This is a genomic window from Variovorax sp. 38R, assembly GCF_014843395.1.
In the GTDB taxonomy this organism is placed as follows: Bacteria; Pseudomonadota; Gammaproteobacteria; order Burkholderiales; family Burkholderiaceae_C; genus Variovorax; species Variovorax paradoxus_H.
Genome location: NZ_CP062121.1, coordinates 1,389,769 through 1,413,979 on the forward strand (window position 1 = coordinate 1,389,769; position 24,211 = coordinate 1,413,979).

Consider the following 24,211-nt stretch of genomic DNA (forward strand, 5'->3'; position numbering starts at 1 on the left):
GAACATGGCATACCTCACCACCCTGGTTCTCGCGGCGTTCGCCAGCTATGTCGGCGCCTGGTATTTCGGCGCGCTCGAAGGCAACTTCGCGCTGCTGCTGTTCGTGGCCACGGTGGTCACCGGGGTCTACTGGCTGGCCGAGCGCTTCTACTTCCTGCCGGCGCGCGAACGCGCCGCCGCCGCACTCGACAGCTCCATCGCCGAACGCAACACGCGGCTGGCGGGGCAGGGCATCACCCAGGTCGACACCACCGACGCCAAGGCCAGCGAGCGTCTGCTGATGCAGCCCTGGTGGCTCGACTGGACCGCCGGCCTCTTCCCTGTGATCCTGGTGGTGTTTTTGCTGCGCTCGTTCCTGTACGAGCCCTTCAAGATTCCCTCGGGCTCGATGATGCCCACGCTGCTGACCGGCGACCTGATCTTGGTCAACAAGTTCACCTACGGCCTGCGCCTGCCGGTCATCAACACCAAGCTCACCGACGGCACGCCGCTGGCGCGCGGCGACGTGGTGGTGTTCCGCTACCCGCCCAAGCCCAGCATGGACTACATCAAGCGCGTGGTCGGCATTCCGGGCGACGAAGTGGCCTACCTGAACAAGAAGCTCACGATCAACGGCCAGCCGGTGGGCAAGGCTCCGATCGCCGACTACCTCGATGGCGAGTCGATGCGCATCCTGAAGCAGTTCGACGAAGACCTCGGCGGCAAGCAGCACAAGATCCTCAACGACGAGAACGCCCCCGCCTTCGTGCCGGGCGCCAGCGACTTCCCGTTCCGCGAGAACTGCCGCTACTCGGTCGAGGGCGTGGTCTGCAAGGTGCCCGAAGGCAACTACTTCATGATGGGCGACAACCGCGATAATTCGGCCGACTCCCGTTTCTGGGGATTCGTACCGGACAAGAACATCGTGGGCAGGGCCTTCTTTGTCTGGATGAACTTCGGCGATCTCGGTCGCATCGGTCCGTTTCAATAATTAATCAACAGTCAACGTTACTGTTCGAGGGGTAAGAGGGCATGAGAACCAACAGTCGGTCCGTCCGTGGCAGTGCTGCGCACCAGCGCGGCATCTCGTTCATTGGCCTGGTGTTCGTCGCGGCGGTGCTGGGCTGCCTCGGCGTTGTGGTCGCGCAGGTCATTCCGACGCTGATCGAATGGCAAGCCATCGACAAGGCCGCCAACAAGGCCAAGGAAGGCGCCACGGTGCCCGAGATCCGCGCGATCTTCGACCGTGCCCAGGCCATCGACGACTTCAAGTCGGTCAGCGGCCGGGACCTCGAGATCAAGAAGGTGGGCGACAAGGTCGTCGTGGGATATGCGTACGAACGCGAGATTCCCCTGTTTGGGCCGGCCTACCTGACGCTCAAATACAAGGGCCAGACCCGCTGACCGCGGTGTCGAATAAGAAGGTGGACGGCAGCCTCGTCGCGCTGCAGGCGCGCCTTCAGTACACGTTCTCGGACCCGCGGCTGCTCCAGCTCGCGCTCACGCACCGCAGTTTCTCGGCCGACCACAACGAGCGCCTCGAGTTTCTCGGCGACTCGGTGCTGAACCTGGCCGTCTCGCACCTGCTGTACATCCGTCTCTCGGAATTGCCCGAGGGCGACCTGTCGCGCGTGCGGGCCAACCTGGTCAAGCAGGACACGCTGCACCAGCTCGCGCTGGGGCTGGCGCTGTCGCCGCTGCTGCGCCTGGGCGAGGGCGAGGCCCGCTCGGGCGGCCCGAACCGTCCTTCGATCCTGGCCGACGCGCTCGAAGCGCTGATCGGTGCGGTCTACCTCGACGCCGGCTTCGCTGCTGCGCAATCGCTGGTGCACCGGCTCTACGAGGCGGTCGCGATCAATCCGCGCATGGAAGCCGCCGCCAAGGACCCGAAGACCGAATTGCAGGAATGGCTGCAGGGCCACAAAATGAAGCTGCCGGTGTACCGCGTGGCAGCGACGCTGGGTGCAGCGCACAAGCAGACTTTCGATGTCGAGTGCGAGGTGCCCGAGCTGGGCCTTCGCGAGCGCGGCATCGGCGGCTCGCGCCGCGCCGGCGAGCAAGCTGCCGCGGCCGCCATGTTGATCCGGCTCAAGGCACGCGGCGCCGCGTGAAATCAGAATGAACGATGTGACCCATCCCGAAACGGGACCCGAAGACACCGCAGGCGACACGCCTGCCACCGGGCCGCAGCACTGCGGCCTGATCGCCATCGTCGGCAAGCCCAATGTGGGCAAGTCGACGCTGCTCAATGCGCTGGTCGGCCAGAAGATCAGCATCACCTCGCGCAAGGCGCAGACCACGCGCCACCGCATCACCGGCATGCGCACGCTGGGCGCCACGCAATTCGTGTTCGTCGACACGCCGGGTTTCCAGACCCTGCATGCCAACGCGCTGAACAAGTCGCTGAACAAGACCGTGCAGGGCGCGGTCGGCGATGTGGATCTGATTCTTTTCGTGGTCGAAGCCGGCAGCTTCACGCCGGCCGACGAGCGCGTGCTCAAGCTGCTCGGCAAGGGCATCCCGACCGTGCTGCTGGCCAACAAACTGGACAACGTGCACCGCCGCGGTGACATCGCGCCCTGGTTGCAGACCATGCAGGCCAAGCACGCCTTCGCCGAGTTCGTGCCGATGTCGGCCAAGAACGCGAAAGACGTCGAGCGCCTGTTCGGCATCTGCGAGAAGTACCTGCCCGAGCAGCCCTGGTTCTACGCCGAGGACGAACTCACCGACCGCAGCGAGAAATTCCTTGCCGGCGAGCTGGTGCGCGAAAAGCTCTTCCGCCTCACGGGCGACGAGCTGCCCTACACCTCGACCGTCATCATCGACAAGTTCGAGGAAGAGCCACCCCAGAAGAAGGGCCAGAAGCGCCTGCTGCGCATCGCCGCCACCATCGTGGTCGAGCGCGACGGCCACAAGGCCATGGTGATCGGCGACAAGGGCGAACGCATCAAGCGCATCGGCATGGAAACCCGCGTCGAGCTCGAGAAGCTGGCCGATGCCAAGGTGTTCCTCGAGCTGTGGGTGAAGGTGCGTTCGGGCTGGGCCGACGACGAGGCGCGCGTCCGCTCCTTCGGCTACGAATAAGCAGGCACACCCCCAGGCTTGCTCGCTTCGCGAAGCCTCCAACCCCCTGCAGGGGGCAACGCCAGCGGCCCGGCAAAGCCGGTTCCGCGGCGTTTGCTGGCCTCAAGCCTCGATGTTCCTTAGTGCACTGACATGGCCACCCACCGCGTTTCGCATGAACCGGCTTACGTGCTCCATCGCTACGACTGGAGCGAGTCGAGCCTGATCCTCGAAGTCTTCACCCGCCACCACGGGCGCATCGCGCTCGTGGCCAAGGGGGCGAAGCGGCCGAGTTCCAACTTTCGACCGGTGCTGCTGCCGCTGCAGCCGCTGCAGCTCAACTACGGCGGCGACGCCGAGATCCGCACGCTCAAAGGCGCCGAGTGGATGGGCGGCCACGTCATGCCGACCGGCGAGGCGCTGCTCTCGGGCTACTACGTCAACGAACTGCTGCTGCGCCTGCTGGCGCGCGACGATGCGCACGAGGCGCTGTTCGACGCCTATGCCGGCGTGGTGCAGGTGCTGGCCGGCGACCACGCGGGCGCCCAGGCGGCGACGCAGGCCGCCGCGCTGCGTGCCTTCGAGCTGCTGCTGCTGCGTTCGGTCGGCCTGCTGCCTTCGCTCGACGTGCAGACGCTCACCCTGGAACCCCTGGCGGCCCGCACCCGCTACAGCCTCGTGCCCGAAGCCGGCCTGCGGCAGGCAGCCAAGGACGAGGCCGCGCTGGCCGGCGCCGACTGGCGGGCGCTGCAAGACGTGCTCGACGATCGCACGCCGTTCACCGCCACCCTGCGCGAGGTCGCGACGATGAGCGTCGGCAGCAACAGTGCCCTGCGAAACCAGCTGCGCACCTTGCTCAACTACCATTGCGGCGTGACCACGCTGCGCACGCGGCAAATGATGAGAGATCTGCAAGCGCTCTAGCCCGGCGCACGATCGATCGAACCGCCAACCTGAGAACCGAAGCCATGCGTCTGGGTGTCCTTGTCTACGTCGACGACAAGAAAGAAATCGTCGACGAGTTCCACTGGCTGTACCGGAGCATGATCGTCTCCGGCGTCTTTGCGCGTGGTGGCGAGCTGATTGCGGTGTGCCACCCGAACGTCATCGCGCAGCTGCCGACCGACGACCGCATCGTCGTGATTCCGGGCCTGCCCTTCGCCGACCAGCACGCCGAGTGGGCAGGCTACGGCTACATCAATTCGATCGCGAACCTGTGCGACCCGGCGGTGCTCGCCGTGTGCCGCAGCTACGACGCCATTCTCAAGACCGACTGCGACACCTTCGTCGCGCCGGCGCTGGCCAGCTTCGAGCCGACCGGCCTGTGCTTCGGCTTCGGCGCCTACGCGTACCAGGAAGAGGTGCGCCGCAAGCTGTCCGAGTGCAGCGCGCGCTGGGGCTTTCCGCATTCTGGGCTGCACAACGTGGGCGCGTCGGTGCTCGGGCCGACCGAGTTCGTGGGCAACTTCGTGCAGGCCCAGCTGGACTACTGCCACAAGCTGCTCGACGAGGAGTTTCGCGACGTCCAGGGCGAGTGGCCCGGCTGGTGCAAGAACGTGCTCACCATGTACGCCGGCGAGTTGGCGTTGCGGCGCACCTACCCGCAGCGCTGCTCGCTGGGCCTGCTCGACCACCTGCCGTACGCCGACCGCACCCTGGGCGGCGACGTGCTGCACATCCACGGCTGGCACACCGACCAGTACTGGTCGAAGCATCATTTCCGTGCCGGCGCCTACGACCACATGGCGCCCGGCGACATCGACAGGACGACGCTCGGCGGCTACTGTCACTGGCTTGCCGTCACCCCCACCGACGACCTCCGGGCCGGCGCGGGCGGCGCATGAACGAAGAGAAGAAAGCGATTGCGTCCATGAGCGATACCTCCGGCACCTCCTCCCTCCCTCGCGCCACCACGGCCCTGTCGGTCAACCTCAACAAGGTGGCTTTGGTGCGCAACACGCGCCACCTCGGCATCCCGAGCGTGGTGGGCGCCGCCCAGGCCTGCCTGGCCGCGGGCGCGCAGGGCATCACCGTGCACCCGCGGCCTGACGCGCGCCACATCCGCGCGCACGACGTCAGCGACCTGTCGGAACTGCTGGCGCGCGACTGGCCGGCCATCGAGTTCAACATCGAAGGCAACCCCTTCCACAACCTGATGGACTTCGTGCGCGAGTTCAAGCCGCACCAGGCCACCTTCGTGCCCGACAGCGAAACCCAGTCGACGAGCGACCACGGCTGGAGCTTCCCCGAAGACGCCGAGCGCCTGCGCCCGCTGATCGCCGAGGCGAAGGCGCTGGGCGTGCGCGTGAGCCTGTTCATGGACCCGGTTCCCGAGATGATGGCCGCCGTCAAGGCCGTGGGCGCCGACCGCGTCGAGCTCTACACCGAAGGCTACGCCGCCTCGCGCGGCACGCCGCAGGAAGCCGCCGTGCTCGCGCGCTACGTGGCCACGGCGCAGGCCGCGCATGCGGCGGGCCTGGGCGTCAACGCCGGCCACGACCTGAGCCGCGACAACCTCACGCCGTTCCTGCGTGCAGTGCGCGGCGTGCACGAGGTGTCGATCGGCCATGCCTTCGTCGCCGATGCACTCGAACTCGGGTACGCCGCCACCACGCGCGACTACCTGCGCTGCATCGCCGACGCTGCATGATCTACGGCATCGGGACCGACATCTGCGACGTGCGTCGCATCGCGGCCACCTTCGAGCGCCAGGGCGAGCGCTTTGCCCGCAAGGTGCTGAGCGATGCCGAGTTCGCCATCTGGCAGGCCCGCGCCGCGCGCTGGCCCAAGCGCGGCCTGAGCTACCTCGCCACGCGTTTTTCCGCCAAGGAAGCCTTCAGCAAGGCCATTGGCCTGGGCATGCGCATGCCGATGACCTGGCGCTCGTGCGAGATCGCCAACCTGCGCAGCGGCAAGCCAGTGATCGTGCTCCACGGCGAGCTGAAAGACTGGTTCGAGGCGCAGGGCCTGACGGCGCACGTGACCGTCACCGACGAAACCGAATACGCCGCCAGCTTCGTGGTGGTGGAAAAGGCCTGAACGAATCTCCGGCGCCGTCGCGCCTTGCCGACTGATCGATCGACAGACATGACCGAACTGAACCACGCGCCGCTCCTCATCGATGTGGCCGGCACCGAACTCACTGCCGCCGACCGCCGGCGCCTCGCCAACCCGCATGTGGGCGGCGTGATCCACTTCACCCGCAACTGGCAGGACCGCGCGCAGATGACAGCGCTCAACGCCGAGATCAAGGCGATCCGGCCTGACCTGCTGATTTGCGTTGACCACGAAGGCGGCCGCGTGCAGCGCTTTCGCACCGACGGGTTCACGCGGCTGCCTTCGATGCGTAGCCTGGGCGAACTGTGGATGCGCGATGCCCTGCGTGCCACGCAGGTCGCCACCGCCGCCGGGCAGGTGCTGGCCGGCGAGCTGCGCGCCTGCGGCGTCGACTTCAGCTTCGCGCCCGTGCTCGACCTGGACTACGGCGGCAGCAGCGTGATCGGCGACCGCAGCTTTCACCGCGACCCGCGCGTGGTCGCGCTGCTCGCCAAGAGCGTGATGCACGGCATGCTGCACATGGGTATGCGCAACTGCGGCAAGCACTTTCCGGGGCACGGCTTCGTGCAGGCCGATTCGCACGTCGAGATCCCGGTCGACCGGCGCAGCCTGAAGGCCATCCTGGCCGACGACGCGCAGCCCTACGACTGGCTGGCCGGTACGCTCGCGGCCGTGATGCCCGCGCACGTGATCTACCCGAAGGTCGACAAGCGGCCGGCGGGTTTCTCCGAGAAATGGCTGAAGGACATCCTGCGCCAGCGCTTCGCGTTCGACGGTGCCGTGTTCAGCGACGACCTGAGCATGGAGGCGGGGCGCTACATCGACGGTGAACTGCTGAGCTACACCGACGCCGTGCTGGCGGCCCTCGCGGCGGGTTGCGACCTGGCACTGCTGTGCAACCAGAGCATCGGCGAAGGCCGTCCGCTGGACGAGATGCTCGATGGCTTCACCGCGGCGGCAGCCAGTGGGCGCTGGCAGGGCGATGCGGCCAGCGAAGCGCGGCGCCGGTCGCTGCTGCCGGGCGATGAATCACTCGACTGGCTGGCGCTCACGGCCTCGACGCGCTACGTGCAGGCACAACGCCTGCTGGCCGGCGCTCAGCCCCGGAAGGGCCGCGCCGGCAGCTGATTCGCCGCGGGGCCGAGCAACGCGGCCACCTCGGGCGTCTCGAACAGCGACTCCAGCCAGGGCTTGTCGGCCAGGCCGGCCTGGAAGAACACCTGCAGCAGCCGCAAGGACTCGGTGCGCAGCGCGCGCGCCAGCATTTCAGCGTCGATCCGCGGCGCGCCAGCAGGCGCGGCGCAGGCCTGCGCCACAGTGCGCAGCAACTGCTCGGCAAAGTCGCGCTGCGGCGGCCACAGGTGGGCGTAGAGCTGGGCGATCCGATCGATGTCTTCCACGCGGCTGCGCGGCAGCAGGTGACGCAGCACCGCGCGCCGCGCGCGCATGGCGAGCGAGGCGGCCTGTGCGAGATCGGCCGGCGGCGCGACCGGTGCTGCGCGGTGCAGCAGCTCCGGAACGACCGCGAAGCGCGCGCCGGCCACGATGCAGCGGCAGAGCATCTGCAGGTCGTCGTGCACCGCGAACTCGGGGTCGTGGCGCACGCCGGTGCGTTGCAGGAAATGGCGGCGGACCAGGCAAGTCGACAGCCGCAGCGGCTCGGAGCCCAAGGCTTCGGCCACGATCTCGTCGTGGCGTTGGGCGTATTTCAGCGGGCCGGTTGGCGTCTCGCTCCAGCAGCCGACGATGTCCAGGTCCGGGCAGGCGGCGAGCAGCGCAGCCTGCCGCTGCAGGCGGCCGGGCAGGGCACGGTCGCCTGCAGCGGTGAAGACGACGTGGTCGCCGGTGGCCTGTGCGAGCGCGAGGTTGCGCAAGGTGGCGCGGTCGCAGGCCACGGGCAGTGCGATCCATCGCAGGTTGGGGGCGATGGCGCGGGCCTCGCTTTCGGCCGCCGCAGGCAGACCCGCCGCCACCACGACCAGCTCCAGCGCCACGTCGGCCTGCGCCGTCCAGTCGCGCAGGTCCTGCAGCCAGTCGTCGCGGGTGCCGTCGGGCGCCAGGCTGACGGTGAGGCAGACCGTCACGCGCGGCATCGCCACGGGCGGCACGCGGTCGGGCTGTTGGGCGCGCCAGGCGAAGTAGCGCTCCAGCGCGGGGCCGATGTCCGGCGGCGCGAAGGTCCGCTGGAGCTTGTCGAGCCCGTCGTGCTCAAGCTGCGCGCGGCGCGGCGCATCGGCGACCAATGCCACCACGGTGTCGACCAGCTGGTCGTAGGGCACGCCCACCACCGCATCGCGGAAGGCGGGATCGACCTCGCTGTCGGGATAGAGCTCGCAGACCACGGCCTTGCGGTGGCGCAGCAGGATCGACAGCCGCGGCGTCTCGACCACGCGCGAGTCTTCCCAGTTGTGCAGGTTCAGCATGACCTTGGCGCGGCGCATGCGGTCTTCGCGCTCGGCCTGGGTCCAGAACCCGCCGCGTGTCGTCTCGACGCGCAGACCGCGTGCGATCAGCGCCTCGAGCACGTCGATCCGGCGCTGCGTGAACGAGCCGAAGAAGCAGACGTCGATGTCGCGCTCCACCTCGGGCAGCACTTCCGACAACGGCAGGATGCGCGCCGCGTCAGGTTCCCAGCCGAGCGGCACGTAGTCGGCGTTCTGGTAGCCGAGCTCGCGGTGGCGATGGAAGTTGGTCTTGCTGTACTCCCACAGGTAGGCGCGCGGGAGCAGGTCGAGGTAGTTGGCGTTCCAGGCATGCGAGCCTTCGACCATCGGTTCGAAGTTGACGACGATGCAGTTCGGGTGAAACGGCGCGATGTTCTTCCACGGAATGTCCCAGAAGAAGAACAGGATGTTGATTGCGCCCGGATCGATGTTGTTCCGGGTGTACGTCGTCGGGTAGCCCAGCCGTTCGGCCGCCAGCCGGTAGGTCTGCACGATGTCGCCGCAGACCGCGTCCTCGGACAGTGACGTGAAGTGCAGCCGTGGCAGGGTCATGAGCGACGACTGTAGCGGGTCAGGTCAATCCGAACCCGGCGCGCCCACCGCAGAAGGCCACAGCGGTGCGCCGCCTGCCTCCAGGTGCGTCAGGTACAGCCGCAGCTCGAACTCGAAGCGGTGGTACTCGGGCTCCATGTGCGTGCACAGCGCATAGAAGGGCTTGTCGTGGTTCTTCTCGCGCGAGTGGGCCAGTTCGTGCACGACGATCATGCGCAGCCATTCGAGCGGCACGGTCTTGAACAGGCTGGCCACGCGGATCTCGCGCTTGGTCTTGAGCTTGCTGCCCTGCACGCGCGCGATGGTGGTGTGGGTGCCCAGCGCATGGCGCACCACGTGCAGCTTGTTGTCGAACACCGCCTTGGCCAGCGGCTCGGCCTTGCGCATGTACTCGCCCTTGAGCTCGCAGGCGTAGTCGTACAGCGCGCGGTCGGTGCGGATGTCGTGCAGTCCGGCGTAGCGTCCGCGCAGCAGCGCGCCGAGTTTGTCGGCGGCCATCAGCTCGCTCACCTGCGCCAGCAGCGCGGGCGGGTACGCGGACAGGTACTTCATCTGTGGCTTAGCCCGCCGTGCGCGCTGAATAGGCGAGCCCGGCCGCCACGCCGCCGAGCAGATCGCCCTCGATGAGCGGCACGCCGGCGAAGCTCGCGCGCAGCGCCCGCTGGAACGGGCGCAGGGCCGACGAACCACCGGTGAGATAGATGGCGTCCAGGTCGCCGCTGCGCAGGCCGGCGCGCTTCACGCAGGCGTGGGCGCAGGCCACCACGTTCTCGAGCGGCGCCGCGAGCTGCTGCGCCATGTCGGCCGGCGTCAGCGCCGAAACCAACCCCGCTTCGATGCACGACAGGTCGATCTGCACCTCGGCGTCGCTGACCGAGCCATTGATCTTGGCCTGTTCGACCTCGCTGGCGATGCGGTGGCCGTGGCGCTCCTCGAGCACCGTCATCAGGCGGTCGTGCAGTTGCCGGTCGCTGTAGCTGGTGCGCAGCTCGCGCGCCTGGCGCACGGCCTTCGGGGCGTAGAGCCAGTTGATCAGGTGCCAGGACGACAGCTCGAAGAACACCTTGCTGGGCACCTCGCGCCCGGCCGGGCCGAGGTGGCGCAGGCCGAGCATCGGCATCACGCGCTCCAGGTTCAGGCGCTGGTCGAAGTCGGTGCCGCCGATGTGCACGCCGCTGGTGGCCAGCACGTCGTCGGCACGGTCGGCGCGTGCCATGCGCTCGGGGCCCAGGCGCACCACGGTGAAGTCGGAGGTGCCGCCGCCGATGTCGACGATCAGGATCAGCGACTCCCGCGTGACGCGCTGCTCGTAGTCGAAGGCCGCGGCAATGGGCTCGTACTGGAAGGACACGTCGCGCAGGCCGGCGGCACGCGCGGCGTGGCGCATGCTTTCCTCGGCACGCTGGTCGCGCTTGGCGTCGTCGTCGACGAAGTGCACCGGGCGGCCGATGACCACGCGCTCGGGGCGCGTGCCCAGCTCGCGTTCGGCGCGCGACACCAGCTCGTGCAGGAAGCGCGCAATGATGTCCTCGAAGCTGACCAGCCCGTCATAGACGGCGGTCTTTTCCTGCATCAGCGGGCTGCCGAGCAGGCTCTTGAGCGAGCGCATGAGCCGGCCTTCGATGCCGGACAGGTACAGCGCGATGGCGTCGCGGCCGAAGTGCGTGCTGCGGTCCTCGGCGTTGAAGAAGAGGGCGGTCGGCAGGGTGGTGGCGCTGCCTTCGATGGGCAGCAGGCGCGCGGCCTCGCCGGGGGAGGCGTAGGAGACCGCGGAATTCGACGTGCCGAAATCGATGCCGATGGCCGGGGTGCGTAGGGGATTCATTCAAGCAGGAAATCGCAGGGCCCAAGAGTGTAGAGGGTCGGGCGGGGGGCACGATAGACTGCGGCCCAATCACCTACCTCTGGACACGGGACGCCGCCGATGCCGCTGTGCCTGACTTTCTTCGACCGCTTCGACGAGCCGGTCCTGCGCAACCACGGGCACTACTGCCGCCAGTTCGGCTATCCCCATGCCTGGGTGGAGAGCGACCGCCTCGCGCACCCCGCGCTGCGCGACTGCGCGAAGTACGCCGAGATGCTGCGCCGCCTGCGCGGGCTCGACGAGGGCGACTGGCTGCTTTTTCTCGACGGCGATTCGGTGGTGTTTCACGCTGTGGCTGTCGAGGTGCTGATGGAAGGCCGCGACCTGCTCGCGGTGGATGGCCCCAAAGGCCTCGCGCTCGGCAACCTGATGATCCTGCGCAACACGGCGGCCAACCGCGCGCTGCTGCACGCGTTCATCCAGGCGGCGAGCCGGGTCGTTGCGCTCGTCACGCCCCACCTCGACGAGGCGGAACTGCTGCGACCGGCGGGCATGCTGCCGTGCTACGGACAGATCGGCGATTGCTATGTGAACATCTCGTGGCGGGTCGCGACCTGGTTCAACGCGCGCATCTTCGTGGTTCACCTGGCGGGTCTGCGCGCGCTGGACGCCGAAGGCCGCGTGACGCAGGAGCTGCTGCACGATGCCAACCTGCAGCGCTTGCTGGTGCGCCGCGTGAACGCGGCCCTGATCGACGGCGAGCCCGTGCTGCCGCCGCCGGCCTACCCGGCGATCTCGGAGGATGCGTATTCGTGCCTCAACCCGCAGGCGCCCATCGCCTTCGTCACGCTCTACACGCACCACATCAACGTCTATGCGCGCGTGTCGGAGCACAACGTGCGGCGCTACTGCGAGCGGCACGGCCACGGCTACCACGTCTACCGCGCCATCCCGGACGAGCTCGACCCGTCGATCAGCGGCGCCTGGGTGAAGAGCTGGCTCGTGAAGCGGCACCTCGCGCAGCACCAGTGGGTGGTGTGGGTCGACGCCGACACCCTGTTCGTCAACCAGGCGAAACGCATCGAGCCGCTGCTTGAAGGCCGCGACCTGCTCTTCGCCAAGGACATCGGCGCGTGGGACGTGAATTCGGGCGTGATGGCGTTCCGCAACACCGAGCGCAACCTCGAACTGCTCACGATGCTGTGGGAGCGCATCACGCGCGTCGACGACAAGTCGACCGTGTACGCGAGCCAGGGCGACCAGTACTACACGAACGAGGTGCTGTCCCAACAAGGGCTCATCGGCGATGCGACCGTGACCGATCTCCTGAGCATCAACACGCCGCCGCACCTGGCGGGCGATGACAGCCTGCTGGTGCACTTCGTGGGGCTCGGCGAGCCCTACCGGTCGGTGTACATGGCGGACGTTGACGCGCGGTCCAAGCGGTTGGCCGGCTGATCGACGCGGCATCCCCTGCGCTGCGGCGCGAGCGGGATGCGTCGGCGCATCACCCGCCGTAGGCGTAGGTCGGCGGATAGGCGTTGGACGCCATCTCCTGCTCGGCCGCATCGCGGAACTCGCCGTGGTGCGGACTCAGCACGTAGAGGTTCTGTTCGGCGCACAGCCGGGCCAGGTCGGCCGCGGACTGCACCTGCAGCGTCAGGCCTTCGAGCGACAGGGTGGCTGGAAATGCATCCGCTTGGTGGCGTTCGTAGATGTCGCGGCCGGGGCCGGGAAAGCTGAACCGGTGGTCGATCACGCGAAAGCCCGTTTGATAGAACATCTTGCGCGCGTCGAAATCGGTGAAGAAGCGCAGGTGCGTGAAGTCGAGCAGGCCCCAGTGGGTGTAGCGCCAGTGCCCGCGCAGGGCGTCGTACAGCATGGGCAGGTTGGACGCGTTCGGCAGGCTCACCAGCACGTGCGCATCGGGCGCAACGATGCGCTTCAGGCCGCTGAGCAGTTGCCACGGATTGACGAGGTGCTCGAGCACGTCGAACAGGCACACGAGGTCGAAGGGGTGGGTGAGCCCCAGCGCGGCGAAGTCGACGGTTTCCACGTCCTGCTCGACGACCTGGTCGAAGTGTTCGCGCGCCACCTGCGCCGCCGTGGCGTTGAACTCGCACCCCCAGAGCTGGCAGTCGGGGAAGCGCTGGCGCAGCGCGTGGCCGACGCCGCCGGAACCGCAACCGATGTCGAGGGCGACCGTTGGAGGACGCTGGATCATGGCCAGACACTCGGGCCTGGGGTTGAACGGGTAGACGTACTCTTTCTTGTCGCGGTCTTGCCAGAGAAAGGCGGTCACAGCGTCCCCGTGTGGGTGGGTCAGAGTTCGCGGCGCAGCGCCGGGAACAGGATCACGTCGCGGATGCTCGGCGAATCGGTCAGCAGCATCATGAGGCGGTCGATGCCGATGCCGCAGCCGCCGGTGGGCGGCATGCCGTATTCGAGCGCGCGCACGAAGTCGTGGTCGTAGAACATGGCTTCGTCGTCGCCGCTGTCCTTGGCGGCCACCTGCGCGTTGAAGCGCGCGGCCTGGTCTTCGGCGTCGTTCAGCTCGCTGAAGCCGTTGCCGAATTCGCGGCCCGTGATGTACAGCTCGAAGCGCTCGGTGACCTCGGGGCGATCGTCGTTGGCGCGCGCCAGCGGCGAAATCTCGGTCGGGTGCTCCATGATGAAGGTCGGCTGCCAGAGCTTCTCTTCCACGGTTTCCTCGAAGTACATCACCTGCAGGCTCGCGAGGCTGCGCTGCGAGAGCTTGTCTTTTTCTTCGCTCAGGCCGAGCTTGCGCAGGGCGTTGATGAGCCAGGTGGTGTCGTCCACGCCCTGAGCCACGCCCTCGGCATCGGTGTGCTTCAGGATCGCTTCGCGGATCGTCAGGCGCTCGAAGGGCTGCGTCAGGTCGACCGGCTTGCCGCCGTAGGTGAGCTGCTGCGTGCCCACGGCCTTGTCGGCGATGGTGCGGATCAGCGTCTCGGTGAAGTCCATCAGGTCGCGGTAGTTCCAGTAGGCCGCGTAGAACTCCATCATCGTGAACTCGGGGTTGTGCCGCACCGAGATGCCTTCGTTGCGGTAGCTCCGGTTGATCTCGAACACGCGCTCGAAGCCGCCGACGATCAGGCGCTTGAGGTACAGCTCGGGCGCGATGCGCAGGAACATTTCCTGGTCGAGCGCGTTGTGGTGCGTCTTGAAGGGCTTGGCGTTGGCGCCGCCCGGAATCGGGTGCAGCATGGGCGTTTCGACCTCGAGGAAGTCGTGCGACACCATGAACTCGCGCAGTGCGCTCACGGCCTTGCTGCGCGCGGTGAAGCGCACGCGGGCCGATTCGTCGGTGATCAGGTCGACATAGCGCTGGCGGTACTTCTGCTCCTGGTCGGCCATGCCGTGGAACTTGTCGGGCAGCGGGCGCAGGCTCTTGGTGAGCAGGCGCAGCTTGGTCACCTTGACCGACAGCTCGCCGGTCTTGGTCTTCATCAGCATGCCTTCGGCGCCGAGGATGTCGCCGAGGTCCCAGCGCTTGAAGTCGGCGTACGCCTCTTCGCCGATGGCGTCGCGCGTCACGTACAGCTGGATGCGGCCGGTGGCGTCCTGCACGGTCGCGAAGCTGGCCTTGCCCATCACGCGCTTGAGCATCATGCGGCCGGCCACGCTCACGGAAACGGCCTGCGCTTCGAGCGCCTCGGCTTCGGTGCCGTCGTGCTGCGCGACCAGCGCCGCAGCGCGGTGGCCGGGTTTGAAGTCGTTCGGGAACGCGACCCCCTTGCCTTCGGTCTGCGCCGTGCGCAGCAGCTTGAGCTTTTCGCGGCGTTCGACGATGAGCTGGTTGTCGTCGACGGCGGGCGTGGAAACGGGGGGGGTCTGTGAGTCGGACATGGGAGGCGGGTGAGGCGCAACCGGGAGCGTGCGCGGGGGTTGGCATTTTAGCCGATAGGCCTTGCGCAAAAGCCGCAGCGAGCGCCCGTCGGTTCTGCGCAACGCGCTACTAAAAAAGGAGCGCCGTAGTCAACGGTGCTCCCTGCGCGGGTCAGATTTTTCCGATCAGTTGATCGCGCGCGGGGGCGAGGAAGTACGCGACTTCCGGGGTGTCCATGCGCTGCGCCAGCCAGGCGGCGTCGATCAGCCCGGCCATGCGGTAGCGAAGGATCAACCGCACGGCCTCGCGCCGGAGCACGCGTGCCAGCGTGGCGCGCTCCAGGTCCGGGGAGAGCGCGGGCCCTGCGGCCACCTGCGCCATCAGCGCTAGCGCGGATGCGGCAAACGCGGCACCGGGCGGCCAGTAGGCGGCGCGCATCTGCGCCAGCTGTTCGTGTTCGTGGGCAGCGAGCGACGGAAAGTACCCGCGCAGCAAGGCGTGCTGCGAGCGAACAGCGGCATCGCTGGCTGCGAGCGCCTCGTCGTCGCTCGGCATCGATACGACGCGTCGGCACAGCGGTGCTGCGATGGCAGCCAGGCGGGCGCCCGCCGTGGCGCAGCGGTGCAGGAAGTACTGCGCTTCGAGGTCGCCGTCGAAGGCATCGTCGTGGTGCAGGCGGTGCCGCAGGAGGAATTCGCGTCGGTACATGCACGTACGCGCGCGCAGCACGCGGTCGGTGCCGAGAAACTCGGCGCGGATTTCGTGGTCGAGTTCGGGCGCGCGGTGCAGCTGCATCGCCTCGCCTGTGCCTTCCTCGAGCCAGCTGCCGACGATGTCGATCTCCGGGTGCGCGGCCAGGAAGGCGGCTTGGCGGTGAAGCCGGTCGGGACTGGCGGTGTCGCCTTCGTCCCAGAACACGAGGTAGTCGGCATCGGCCTGGCGGATGGCGGCGTCGCGGGCGCTGGCCCGGCTGAACTTGCCGGGCAGCAGGATGAGGGTGTCGTCGGGGTGAGCCGCCATCTCGCCGACGCGCACAGCGGCGGTGAAACGGATGACCGCCAGCTCGCATTGTTCTTGTGCCACGAGGCTGGGCAGGGGTTGGGGCGCTGCGTGCGCCGCCGCAATCACGACCGCCACCCGGAATCGCTGCGTCTGCGTCGCCTCGCTCCAGGTGCCGGGCTGCTGCGCTTGCCACTGGAAGTAGCGGTCCAGCGCCGGTCCGAGCCAGTGTGTCTGCGCCCGGGCGGTCAGGCGTTCGTACCCGACGCGTTCCAGCTCGGCCCGCCGTGCCGGGTTGGCCAGCAGGCGAAGCGTGGCATCGACCAGGCCTTCCCACGGCGCGCCTTCCACCGCGCCGCGCAAGCTGGGGTCGATGTCGCTGTCCGGGTAGAGCTCGCAGACCACTGCCTTGCGGTTGCGCAGCAGGACCGTCAGCCGGGGTATCTCGACGATGCGCGAGTTGTCCAGCTGGTGCATGTTGATCACGACCTTGGCCCGCCGCAGGTGGGCATCGCGCTCGGCATTGCGCCACGGCCGCGGCATGGGCAGGACCACACGAACGCCCCGCGCGATCAGCGCTTCCAGCACCTGCACGCGGCGTGGCGTGGTGGCGCCGAAGAAGACGACGTCGATGTCCTGCTGCGCATCGGGCAGCACGGTTTCCGCGGCCGGCTCGGCACCGGCGCCGCGCTGGTAGGCGAGCGGCACGTGGTCGGACGCCGTGAAGCCCAGCTCGACGTTCTTCTGGAAGTTGGCGAGGCTGTACTCCCACAGATAGCAGTTGCGCAGCGTCGCCTGGTAGGCCTCGGAGAAGCAGAAATTGCCCGGCGTCAGGTGCTCGAAGTTGACGATGATGCAGCGCGGATGGAGCTTGTCGAACCACTGCCAGTTGGTGCGCCAGGCAAAGAACACGACGTTCACGACCTCGGGATCGAGCTGGTGCGGCGTGAAGCTCGTTTCGTAGCCGAGCGCTTCCGCCGCCAGCCGGTACGACTCGACGATGTCGTCGAACTGATCGACGTCCGGGATGCCGTGCAGGTGCGTGAAATGCAGCCGCTGCTTGGGGCGCGCGGGCCGGAAGGGCACCAGGGCTGTCGTGCCGTGCGGGCCGCTGGCCCGGCGTTCGATCTGCTGGGCGTCATGGCGCATGACCAGCGCGCGAAAGCGATCCGGGTACCCCATGTAGTGCAGCATGAAGCTGTCGGCGTCATGCAGCGCGGGGTGCGAGTTGAAAGACACGCCATCCGACAGCGGCATCGCCGCCTCGCCGCCGGCTTCCCGCCAGGCGGCCACGAAGAACGACTGATCGCCGCCGGACAGGTAGATGCCGCTTTTGTCGGTGACCTCGTCGATCAAGGCTTGCACGCGTTGCAGGTACGCGATGCAGGCCGGCGTGTTCGAGAACACCATGAAGCCGCTGTTGAACGCGTAGTCCGACACGTCGCGCGCCAGCGCCACCGGCCGGCCGCGCAGCAGGGAAGCGATGGGCCGCGTGCGGTCGTGGATCAGGATGTCGGCATCGATCCACGCCACCTGTTCGTGCTCGGCCAGGTGCTTGAGCAGCAACCGGGGCTTGATCCAGTTGCCGGCCACCCGGCCCCGCAGATCGGCAGGCAGGTCGCGGTAAACGTGGTGGGCGTAGCCATGGTGGTCGGCGTATGCGGCGATGTTGCGCTCGCCGAGGTGGGCGTACGCGGCAATGTTGGGCGTGTAGCTGGTCAGCAAGGCGACAGGGCGGCCGGCGTTGCGCACCTCGTAGTCAGGCTGGCCCGTGGGCGCGGTCGGGAGGTCGTCGTAGAGCTGGCCGTCGCGTGCCAGCACCGTGTTGAGGTAGGCCACGAAGAGGCCCCGCACCCGCCAGTCCTGGACATCGACGTGGACCGCCGGGTTGAACGAGAGCACGAAAGCCGAAACTTCTGGCAGGTAGTGGCCGAAGCGGGCAAACAGCAGGTTGGGGTAGTGCCGGCCGTCGATGAGCTGGTGGTGCGGATGGGCGGTGAGGCCTTCGAGTTCGCGGTGTGCCCAGCGGTCGGCGCCTGCGTCGGGCGCGATGCGCAGGCGGTCGAGCACGGAAGCCACCAAGGCCGTGGCCTCGGGGCCGGCGCGCAGCATGAAGCAGCTGCCCTCGGGGCGGTGGTGGTGCTCGTTCTCGGCGATCCAGTGCGCTGCGTCGCCGATCACGGCCGGCGCCGGCAGCGGGGCGAGAAAAGCCGCGTCGTCGTCCGCGAAGACCAGCAGCGTGCCGTCGGGTGCATCGGCCAGCGCGGCGCTCACCACGCTGTACTTGTAGACCAGCAGCGTGCGCGCGCTGTTGTGCGGCGTGCCGATGGCGTGCAGGCGGTGCGCGTAGCCCCAGCGGGCGCAGTAGGCGCGGTGGTTGTCCGCGAAGGCGTCCGAACCCGCGCGCAGCATGATCGAGTGGAAGCGGACCGGCGCCGGGCTCATCTCGCCGACCGATTCATTCGGTGATGCCGGTGCGCGTCAGCAGGTCGCTCACGAGCTCCAGGCGCATCAGCGGGCTGTCGAGTTCCATGAGGCGCTGCTTCAGCGTGAGCTGCATCGGCACCAGCTCGCACCAGCGGTTCGCCACCCAGCCGCAGTCGTCGAGGCGGTAGGGCGCGCCGATCGGCAGGCGCACCGTGTCGCCTTGCGCGCGGCGGCGCTCTTCGAGGGTGTCGAGCAGGCGGCGCAGCGCGGTGGCGGTGTGCTGCAGGTCGTCGGGAATCTCGAGCGCGACGTCGTCGGCGATGGCGTCGACCTCGGCGATCCACAGGCCGTGCTTCTGCAGCTCGCTGCTGCGCACGCGAAAGCGCTGCGTGCCGACGCATTCGATCTGCAGCAGGCCGCTTTGCGGCGCGTCGAACGCGCGGATGTCGGCGAGCGTGCCGACGGCGGCAAAGCTTTCGGCCTCGGCGCCGGCCTTGCGCACCTCGGCGCCGCTCGTCAGGCTGACCACGCCGAACGGGGTGCCGGCCTTGCGGCACTTGCCGATCATGTCGAGGTAGCGGACCTCGAAGATGCGCAAAGGAAGCAGTCCACCGGGGAAGAGAACCGTGCCGAGCGGGAACAATGGCAGTGAGTACAGAAGGGGTGGTGTCGTCATCTAAGAACCTTGCGTGGCTATCATCGCATTCCGCTCACGGCTGCGTCCCATGCTCTATCAGATTCCTTCGTTCCTTCTCGACGTGATCGTCGGCCTGCTCGGCGGCGCCTGCCTGCTGCGCCTGTACATGCAGTACCACCGCGTGCCCTTCGGCAATCCGCTGGGGCGTTTCGTGTTCGCCATCACCGACTGGATCGTGCTGCCGCTGCGGCGCATCGTGCCCGCCGTGAAGCGCTGGGACCTCGCGAGCCTGATCGCGGCCTGGCTGTTGGTGATGCTCAAGTTCCTGGTGCTGTGGCTGCTGGCCGGCAGCCTGGCGCGGATCACGGCGCTGCCGCTGGTGTCGCTGGTCGGCCTGCTGCAGCTGGCGGTGTCGGGCCTCACGGCGCTGCTGGTGGTGTACGCGGTGCTGTCGTGGATTCCGGGCGCCTCGCCGATGCTGCTCGACCTGATCTCGCGCCTGGCCGAGCCGCTGGTGCGGCCCTTTCGCCGCTTCATTCCGCTGATCGGCGGCGTCGACCTGTCGCCGCTGGCCGCCATCGTGGTGCTGCAGGTGGTGGCGATCGTGCTGGGCAACCTGCTGGTCTTCGCGTTCAGGCTCGGCGCCTGACCTGAGGGCGTTCACCCCAGACAGCAAAACGCCCGCATCGCCTTTCACAGCGTGCGGGCGTTCAGGCCGAGGCCTGTAGCGGTCAGAGCACCGCGTCGGCGGGCTGGCGCAGCAGCATGGCCAGCGTGCTGGCGATGGTCTTGCGCAGTTCGCGGCGGTCGCTGATGAAGTCGATCGCGCCCTTGGTCTGCAGGAACTCGGCGCGCTGGAAGCCTTCGGGCAGGGTCACGCGCACGGTCGATTCGATCACGCGCGGGCCGGCAAAGCCGATCAGAGCCTTGGGCTCGGCAATCACCACGTCACCCACGAAGGCGAAGCCGGCGCTCACGCCGCCCATGGTCGGGTCGGTCAGCACGCTGATGTAGGGCAGGCCCTTCTTCGCCAGACGCGTGAGCGCGGCGTTGGTCTTGGCCATCTGCATCAGCGAGAGCAGGCCTTCCTGCATGCGCGCGCCGCCGGTGGCGGTGAAGCAGATGAAGGGCACCTTCTGCTCGATGGCGGTCTCGACGCCGCGTACGAAGCGCTCGCCGACCACACTGCCCATGGAGCCGCCCATGAACTCGAACTCGAAGCAGGCCACGACCACGCTGATGCTGTGGACGGAGCCGCCCAGCACGACCAGTGCGTCGGTCTCGCCGGTGTTCTCCAGGGCTTCCTTCAGGCGCTCGGGGTACTTGCGGCTGTCCTTGAACTTCAGGGCATCGACCGGCAGCACTTCCTGGCCGACTTCGTAGCGGCCTTCGGCGTCCAGGAAGGCATCCAGGCGCGCGCGGGCGCCGATGCGGTGGTGGTGGCTGCAGCTCGGGCAGACGTTCTGGTTGTGCTCGAGGTCGGTCTTGTACAGAACGGTCTCGCAGGCCGGGCATTTGATCCACAGGCCCTCGGGCACCTGGCGGCGCTCGGACGGGTCGGTTTGTGCGATCTTGGCGGGTAGCAGTTTTTCAAGCCAGCTCATGGGGGCTCCTTGTGAGGGCAGTGATTATCGACCAGCCGCGTTCTTGGCCGTGGCAGCCGGCAGGGCGTCGAGCGCCTCGCGGATGCCGGCCAGGAATTCGCGCACCGTGGGCACCACGTTTTCACGGGGCTGGTCTTCGATGAGTTGAATGATCTTGGTGCCGATGACCACGGCGTCCGCCGCCGAGCCGACGGCCTGCGCCGTGCGCGCATCGCGGATGCCGAAGCCCACGCCGACGGGGATGCTCACGTGCTCGCGGATGCGCGGGATCATGCGTCCGACCGCCTCGGTGTCGAGGTGGCCGGCACCGGTCACGCCCTTGAGCGACACGTAGTACACGTAGCCGCTCGCGATGCGCGCCACCTGCGCCATGCGCTCGGCGGTGCTGGTGGGGGCCAGCAGGAAAATCAGGTCGATGCCGGCGGCCTTGAGGTCGGCGGCGAAGTCCTCGCATTCCTCGGGCGGGTAGTCGACGACCAGCAGGCCATCGACGCCGGACGCCGCCGCGTCGCGGATGAAGGCCTTCTTGCCGTGCACGAGGTCGTAGCGCTCGACCGGGTTGGCGTAGCCCATGAGCACGACCGGCGTGGTCGTGTCCTGGGCGCGGAACGCGGCCACCATGGCGAGCACCTGCTTCATGCCGACGCCCAGCGCCAGCGCGGCCTCGCCGGCCTTCTGGATCACGGGGCCGTCGGCCATCGGGTCAGAGAAGGGCACGCCCAGCTCGATCACGTCGGCACCGGCCTCGACCATGCCGTGCATGAGTTCGGGCGTGATGTCGGCAAAGGGGAAGCCGGCGGTGACGTAAGGGATCAGCGCGCGACGGCCTTGCGTTTGCAGGGCCTGGAACTTGGCAGCAATGCGGCTCATCACTTGCCTCCCTTCACGCTCAGACCGCGCATCGAGGGCCGGTCGTAGAAGTCGACACCCGACAGGTCGGCGACTGTGCCGATGTCCTTGTCGCCGCGGCCTGAGAGGTTCACGAGGATGGACTGGTCGGGGCGCATGGTCTTGGCGAGCTTCATGGCGTAGGCCATGGCATGGCTGGATTCGAGCGCGGGAATGATGCCCTCCGTGCGGCACAGGTAGTGGAAGGCTTCGAGCGCTTCCATGTCGGTGATGCCGACGTACTCGGCGCGGCCGATGTCGGCCAGGTAGGCGTGCTCGGGGCCCACACCCGGGTAGTCGAGGCCGGCGCTGATGCTGTGCGTCTCGGTGATCTGGCCGTCGTCGTTCTGCAGCAGGTAGGTGCGGTTGCCGTGCAGCACGCCGGGGCTGCCGCGCAGGATCGAGGCGGCGTGCTTGCCGCTGTCCAGGCCTTCGCCGGCCGCTTCCACGCCGATGAGGCGCGTGCCCGCGAACGGAATGTAGGGATGGAAGATGCCGATCGCATTGCTGCCGCCGCCCACGCAGGCGACCACCACATCGGGCTGCTTGCCCTCGGCTTCACCGGTGATGCCGTTGGCCGCGAGCATGGCAGGCATCTGGTCGACGCACTCGGTGCCGATCACGCTCTGGAAGTCGCGCACCATGGTCGGGTAGGGGTGCGGGCCGGCTACGGTGCCGATGATGTAGAAGGTGTTTTCGACGTTCGTGACCCAGTCGCGCATGGCCTCGTTGAGCGCGTCCTTCAGCGTCTTGCTGCCCGATTCGACGGGCACCACGGTGGCGCCGAGCAGGTTCATGCGATACACGTTGGGGCTCTGGCGCTTCACGTCCTGGCTGCCCATGTAGACCACGCATTCGAGGCCGTAGCGCGCGCAGATCGTGGCGGTGGCCACGCCGTGCTGGCCGGCGCCGGTCTCGGCGATCACGCGGGGCTTGCCCATGCGGCGCGCGAGCATCGCCTGGCCGATCACGTTGTTGATCTTGTGGGCGCCGGTGTGGTTCAGGTCTTCGCGCTTCAGGTAGATCTGCGCGCCGCCCATTTCGCGGCTGGTGCGCGCGGCGTGATAGATCGGCGAGGGACGGCCGACGAAGTGCTTCAGCTCGTAGTGGAACTCGGCGAGGAAGGCCGGGTCGTCCTTGAACTTGGCATACGCGTCGCGCAGCTCGTTGATCGCGTGGGTGAGCGTTTCGCTCGCGAAGGTGCCGCCGTAGGGGCCGAAGTGGCCGCTGGCGTCGGGTTGCTGGTAGTCCTGGAATTGGCTTTGCATGGTTCTCGATCGATGGGCCGCAGCCCGAATTGCGATCGGGTGCGGCGGCTAACTGGAGAAGGACGAAGCGTCGGCTGCCGAGGCTTTGACAGTGTTCGCCGCATCTGCGGCTCTCACGGCAGCGACGAATGCCCGGATCTTTCCGGCGTCCTTGAGGCCCTTGTGCCCGGGACCGTCGATTTCGACGCCCGAACTCACATCAACGGACAGCGTCTTGCAGCGCGTCCGCAGGCTGTGAATGCCATCGCTCACGTTTGCAGGTGTGAGCCCACCACTCAAGACGAGGTGAGCGTCGACGGCGGGTGGAAGAAGTGACCAATCGAAAGCCTTGCCGCCTCCACCATAACCTTCGACATGGGCGTCGAGCAGGATGGCCTGGGCGTGGGAGTAATCGGACGCGTATTTTACGAGGTCGAAGCCGGCCCCGGCTGCGCCGAGCGGAATGCGGGCGGCGCGCAGGTAGCGAAAGCGCCCCGGACCGGTGGCTTCCTCGCATTGGGCAGGCGTCTCTTCGCCGTGAAATTGCGCCATGGCGCCCGGCACACGGGCCAGCGATGCTATGACTTCGGGAGCATCCGCATTCACGAACAGCAGCACGGGCGTGATGAAGGGCGGCAGGCGCGAGGCCAGTTCGGCGGCGCGCTCGGCGCTCACGGCGCGCGGGCTCTTCGGATAAAGCACGAAACCGATCGCGTCGGCACCGGCCTCGACGGCCGCGTCCACGTCGGCCTCACGCGTGAGGCCACAGATCTTGATGCGGGTGCGCGGGGCGAGGGGAGCGGGGGATGTCATGGCGGGCCATCATACGAAGCCCGGTCGCCCTGGAACGTGGCCTCGGCCGGCAGACCCCACTTGGCGTCGTACAACGGGCCGAGGAAGTAGAGGCCATCGGCGGAGAAGGTGGGCGCCGCGACCTTGCGGCTGCGCGCCTCGAGCACCTCGGTGATCCATTCGGGCCGCTCGTCGCCGCGGCCGATGCGCACCAGGCTGCCCATCAGGTTGCGGATCATGTGGTGCAGGAAGGCGTCGGCCTCGAACTCGAAGTGCCAGCGGCAGCGTTCGCCGTCGCCCACGCGCGTGATTTCGAGGCGCCGCAGGTCCTTGACCGGCGAGAGGGCCTGGCAGGCCGAGGCGCGGAACGAGCTGAAATCGTGCCGGCCCACCAACAGCGCCGCCGCGGTGCGCATCGCATCGCCATCGAGCGGGTACATCGACCAGCCGACCCGGCCCGCATCGAGGCTGGGCCGCACGGGCGACTGCGAGAGCACGTAGACGTAGCGACGCGCCAGGGCGCTGGCGCGGCAATGGAATTCGGCGGGCACCGGGTGCGCCCACTGCACTGCGATGTCGTCGGGCAGGTAGCGGTTGGTGCCGCGCATCCACGAGAACGGGTCGCGCTCGATGTCGGTGTCGAAGTGCACCACCTGCATGAGCCCGTGCACGCCGGCGTCGGTGCGGCCGGCGCACAGGGTGCTGACCCTGCTGCCGGCGGGCAGCCCGGCGAACTTCGCGAGGGCGGCTTCGAGCTTGTCCTGCACCGTGCGGCCCGAGCGCTGGCTCTGCCAGCCCTCGTATGCCTGGCCGTTGTAGCGGATGCCGAGTGCCAGCCTCACGAAGCGATCAGAAGGGCAGTCGGCAA

At 68.0% G+C, this 24,211-nt stretch carries 23 protein-coding genes; 11 read left to right on the forward strand and 12 right to left on the reverse strand.

Annotated elements, in window-relative coordinates; genetic code table 11:
* Positions 1-4 precede the first annotated feature (4 nt).
* The 9 genes from lepB (at position 5) to nagZ (ending at position 7,227) form a co-directional block, all read left to right on the forward strand.
* On the forward strand, positions 5-970 hold the full coding sequence (gene lepB, locus IG196_RS06170; protein WP_192195435.1) for a signal peptidase I: 966 nt from the start codon (positions 5-7) through the stop codon (positions 968-970).
* Positions 971-1,011: 41 nt separating this feature from the next.
* A complete protein-coding gene (locus IG196_RS06175; protein WP_192195436.1) occupies positions 1,012-1,383 on the forward strand; it encodes a DUF4845 domain-containing protein in 372 nt (123 codons plus the stop codon).
* A gap of 20 nt (positions 1,384-1,403) precedes the next feature.
* Positions 1,404-2,090, forward strand: a complete 687-nt coding sequence (gene rnc, locus IG196_RS06180; protein ID WP_101493344.1) for a ribonuclease III — start codon at positions 1,404-1,406, stop codon at positions 2,088-2,090.
* Between the two features lie 7 nt (positions 2,091-2,097).
* Positions 2,098-3,063: a GTPase Era gene (gene era / locus IG196_RS06185; RefSeq protein WP_101493300.1), complete on the forward strand. Its 966-nt coding sequence runs from the start codon at positions 2,098-2,100 to the stop codon at positions 3,061-3,063.
* A 132-nt stretch (positions 3,064-3,195) separates the two neighbouring features.
* Positions 3,196-3,966, forward strand: coding sequence for a DNA repair protein RecO (gene recO, locus IG196_RS06190; RefSeq protein ID WP_192195437.1), 771 nt, complete (start codon positions 3,196-3,198; stop codon positions 3,964-3,966).
* A gap of 44 nt (positions 3,967-4,010) precedes the next feature.
* Positions 4,011-4,886, forward strand: a complete 876-nt coding sequence (locus IG196_RS06195; RefSeq protein WP_192195438.1) for a hypothetical protein — start codon at positions 4,011-4,013, stop codon at positions 4,884-4,886.
* 26 nt (positions 4,887-4,912) lie between these two features.
* Positions 4,913-5,692, forward strand: coding sequence for a pyridoxine 5'-phosphate synthase (locus tag IG196_RS06200; RefSeq protein WP_192195439.1), 780 nt, complete (start codon positions 4,913-4,915; stop codon positions 5,690-5,692).
* Positions 5,689-6,081, forward strand: a complete 393-nt coding sequence (gene acpS / locus IG196_RS06205; RefSeq protein ID WP_101493304.1) for a holo-ACP synthase — start codon at positions 5,689-5,691, stop codon at positions 6,079-6,081. The genes IG196_RS06200 and acpS overlap by 4 nt, the downstream gene beginning before the upstream one ends.
* 48 nt (positions 6,082-6,129) lie before the next feature.
* Positions 6,130-7,227 (forward strand): beta-N-acetylhexosaminidase, encoded by a 1,098-nt coding sequence (gene nagZ, locus IG196_RS06210; protein WP_192195440.1) that lies wholly within the window; start codon positions 6,130-6,132, stop codon positions 7,225-7,227.
* Here the strand turns inward: nagZ and IG196_RS06215 are convergent.
* The 3 genes from IG196_RS06215 to IG196_RS06225 are packed head-to-tail and all read right to left on the reverse strand — an operon-like array spanning position 7,197 to position 10,920.
* Entirely contained in the window at positions 7,197-9,095 is a 1,899-nt protein-coding gene (locus tag IG196_RS06215) for a glycosyltransferase (protein WP_192195441.1), read from the reverse strand. The two genes, nagZ and IG196_RS06215, sit on opposite strands and share 31 nt — an antisense overlap.
* Positions 9,096-9,119: 24 nt before the next feature.
* On the reverse strand, positions 9,120-9,647 hold the full coding sequence (locus IG196_RS06220) for a YgjP-like metallopeptidase domain-containing protein (RefSeq protein ID WP_101493307.1): 528 nt from the start codon (positions 9,645-9,647) through the stop codon (positions 9,120-9,122).
* Between the two features lie 7 nt (positions 9,648-9,654).
* Positions 9,655-10,920 carry an Hsp70 family protein gene (locus IG196_RS06225; RefSeq protein WP_192195442.1) on the reverse strand — a complete coding sequence of 422 codons (1,266 nt, stop codon included), beginning with the start codon at positions 10,918-10,920 and terminating at the stop codon, positions 9,655-9,657.
* Between the two features lie 99 nt (positions 10,921-11,019).
* On the opposite strand from IG196_RS06225, the gene IG196_RS06230 reads away from it, so the two are divergent.
* Entirely contained in the window at positions 11,020-12,357 is a 1,338-nt protein-coding gene (locus tag IG196_RS06230) for a galactosyl transferase GMA12/MNN10 family protein (RefSeq protein WP_192195443.1), read from the forward strand.
* A 49-nt stretch (positions 12,358-12,406) separates the two neighbouring features.
* Here the strand turns inward: IG196_RS06230 and IG196_RS06235 are convergent, their stop codons facing one another.
* From IG196_RS06235 to IG196_RS06250, 4 genes are all read right to left on the reverse strand, one after another.
* On the reverse strand, positions 12,407-13,201 hold the full coding sequence (locus IG196_RS06235; protein ID WP_192195444.1) for a class I SAM-dependent methyltransferase: 795 nt from the start codon (positions 13,199-13,201) through the stop codon (positions 12,407-12,409).
* A gap of 20 nt (positions 13,202-13,221) precedes the next feature.
* Positions 13,222-14,769 carry a lysine--tRNA ligase gene (lysS, locus tag IG196_RS06240; RefSeq protein ID WP_192195445.1) on the reverse strand — a complete coding sequence of 516 codons (1,548 nt, stop codon included), beginning with the start codon at positions 14,767-14,769 and terminating at the stop codon, positions 13,222-13,224.
* A gap of 151 nt (positions 14,770-14,920) precedes the next feature.
* A complete protein-coding gene (locus tag IG196_RS06245; RefSeq protein ID WP_192195446.1) occupies positions 14,921-18,193 on the reverse strand; it encodes a glycosyltransferase family 2 protein in 3,273 nt (1,090 codons plus the stop codon).
* Between the two features lie 13 nt (positions 18,194-18,206).
* Positions 18,207-18,851, reverse strand: coding sequence for an LON peptidase substrate-binding domain-containing protein (locus IG196_RS06250; protein WP_192195447.1), 645 nt, complete (start codon positions 18,849-18,851; stop codon positions 18,207-18,209).
* Between the two features lie 49 nt (positions 18,852-18,900).
* On the opposite strand from IG196_RS06250, the gene IG196_RS06255 reads away from it, so the two are divergent.
* Positions 18,901-19,461: a YggT family protein gene (locus IG196_RS06255; RefSeq protein ID WP_056572059.1), complete on the forward strand. Its 561-nt coding sequence runs from the start codon at positions 18,901-18,903 to the stop codon at positions 19,459-19,461.
* An 82-nt stretch (positions 19,462-19,543) separates the two neighbouring features.
* On the opposite strand, the gene accD is transcribed toward IG196_RS06255, so the two are convergent.
* From accD to truA, 5 genes are read right to left on the reverse strand one after another with little or no spacing between them, the layout of a single operon-like run.
* On the reverse strand, positions 19,544-20,416 hold the full coding sequence (gene accD / locus IG196_RS06260; RefSeq protein WP_101493314.1) for an acetyl-CoA carboxylase, carboxyltransferase subunit beta: 873 nt from the start codon (positions 20,414-20,416) through the stop codon (positions 19,544-19,546).
* A gap of 24 nt (positions 20,417-20,440) precedes the next feature.
* The gene (gene trpA / locus IG196_RS06265; RefSeq protein WP_192195448.1) at positions 20,441-21,286 is read right to left on the reverse strand and encodes a tryptophan synthase subunit alpha; all 846 of its coding nucleotides are present in this window, start codon (positions 21,284-21,286) and stop codon (positions 20,441-20,443) included.
* On the reverse strand, positions 21,286-22,572 hold the full coding sequence (gene trpB / locus IG196_RS06270; RefSeq protein WP_101493316.1) for a tryptophan synthase subunit beta: 1,287 nt from the start codon (positions 22,570-22,572) through the stop codon (positions 21,286-21,288). The genes trpA and trpB overlap by 1 nt, the downstream gene beginning before the upstream one ends.
* 48 nt (positions 22,573-22,620) lie before the next feature.
* On the reverse strand, positions 22,621-23,364 hold the full coding sequence (locus IG196_RS06275; protein ID WP_192195449.1) for a phosphoribosylanthranilate isomerase: 744 nt from the start codon (positions 23,362-23,364) through the stop codon (positions 22,621-22,623).
* Positions 23,361-24,185, reverse strand: a complete 825-nt coding sequence (gene truA / locus IG196_RS06280) for a tRNA pseudouridine(38-40) synthase TruA (RefSeq protein ID WP_192195450.1) — start codon at positions 24,183-24,185, stop codon at positions 23,361-23,363. The genes IG196_RS06275 and truA overlap by 4 nt, the downstream gene beginning before the upstream one ends.
* Between the last annotated feature and the right edge of the window lie 26 nt (positions 24,186-24,211).

Bases quoted from the DNA above. Each gene is read 5' to 3' on its own strand.
- acpS (WP_101493304.1), top strand. From the start codon at position 5,689: ATGATCTACGGCATCGGGACCGACATCTGCGACGTGCGTCGCATCGCG.
- IG196_RS06225 (WP_192195442.1), bottom strand. From the start codon at position 10,920: ATGAATCCCCTACGCACCCCGGCCATCGGCATCGATTTCGGCACGTCG.
- IG196_RS06215 (WP_192195441.1), bottom strand. From the start codon at position 9,095: ATGACCCTGCCACGGCTGCACTTCACGTCACTGTCCGAGGACGCGGTC.
- trpA (WP_192195448.1), bottom strand. From the start codon at position 21,286: ATGAGCCGCATTGCTGCCAAGTTCCAGGCCCTGCAAACGCAAGGCCGT.
- IG196_RS06175 (WP_192195436.1), top strand. From the start codon at position 1,012: ATGAGAACCAACAGTCGGTCCGTCCGTGGCAGTGCTGCGCACCAGCGC.
- trpB (WP_101493316.1), bottom strand. From the start codon at position 22,572: ATGCAAAGCCAATTCCAGGACTACCAGCAACCCGACGCCAGCGGCCAC.
- IG196_RS06195 (WP_192195438.1), top strand. From the start codon at position 4,011: ATGCGTCTGGGTGTCCTTGTCTACGTCGACGACAAGAAAGAAATCGTC.
- lepB (WP_192195435.1), top strand. From the start codon at position 5: ATGGCATACCTCACCACCCTGGTTCTCGCGGCGTTCGCCAGCTATGTC.
- IG196_RS06250 (WP_192195447.1), bottom strand. From the start codon at position 18,851: ATGACGACACCACCCCTTCTGTACTCACTGCCATTGTTCCCGCTCGGC.
- IG196_RS06255 (WP_056572059.1), top strand. From the start codon at position 18,901: ATGCTCTATCAGATTCCTTCGTTCCTTCTCGACGTGATCGTCGGCCTG.
- IG196_RS06245 (WP_192195446.1), bottom strand. From the start codon at position 18,193: ATGAGCCCGGCGCCGGTCCGCTTCCACTCGATCATGCTGCGCGCGGGT.
- era (WP_101493300.1), top strand. From the start codon at position 2,098: ATGAACGATGTGACCCATCCCGAAACGGGACCCGAAGACACCGCAGGC.
- accD (WP_101493314.1), bottom strand. From the start codon at position 20,416: ATGAGCTGGCTTGAAAAACTGCTACCCGCCAAGATCGCACAAACCGAC.
- lysS (WP_192195445.1), bottom strand. From the start codon at position 14,769: ATGTCCGACTCACAGACCCCCCCCGTTTCCACGCCCGCCGTCGACGAC.
- IG196_RS06200 (WP_192195439.1), top strand. From the start codon at position 4,913: ATGAGCGATACCTCCGGCACCTCCTCCCTCCCTCGCGCCACCACGGCC.
- nagZ (WP_192195440.1), top strand. From the start codon at position 6,130: ATGACCGAACTGAACCACGCGCCGCTCCTCATCGATGTGGCCGGCACC.
- recO (WP_192195437.1), top strand. From the start codon at position 3,196: ATGGCCACCCACCGCGTTTCGCATGAACCGGCTTACGTGCTCCATCGC.
- IG196_RS06230 (WP_192195443.1), top strand. From the start codon at position 11,020: ATGCCGCTGTGCCTGACTTTCTTCGACCGCTTCGACGAGCCGGTCCTG.
- IG196_RS06220 (WP_101493307.1), bottom strand. From the start codon at position 9,647: ATGAAGTACCTGTCCGCGTACCCGCCCGCGCTGCTGGCGCAGGTGAGC.
- IG196_RS06275 (WP_192195449.1), bottom strand. From the start codon at position 23,364: ATGACATCCCCCGCTCCCCTCGCCCCGCGCACCCGCATCAAGATCTGT.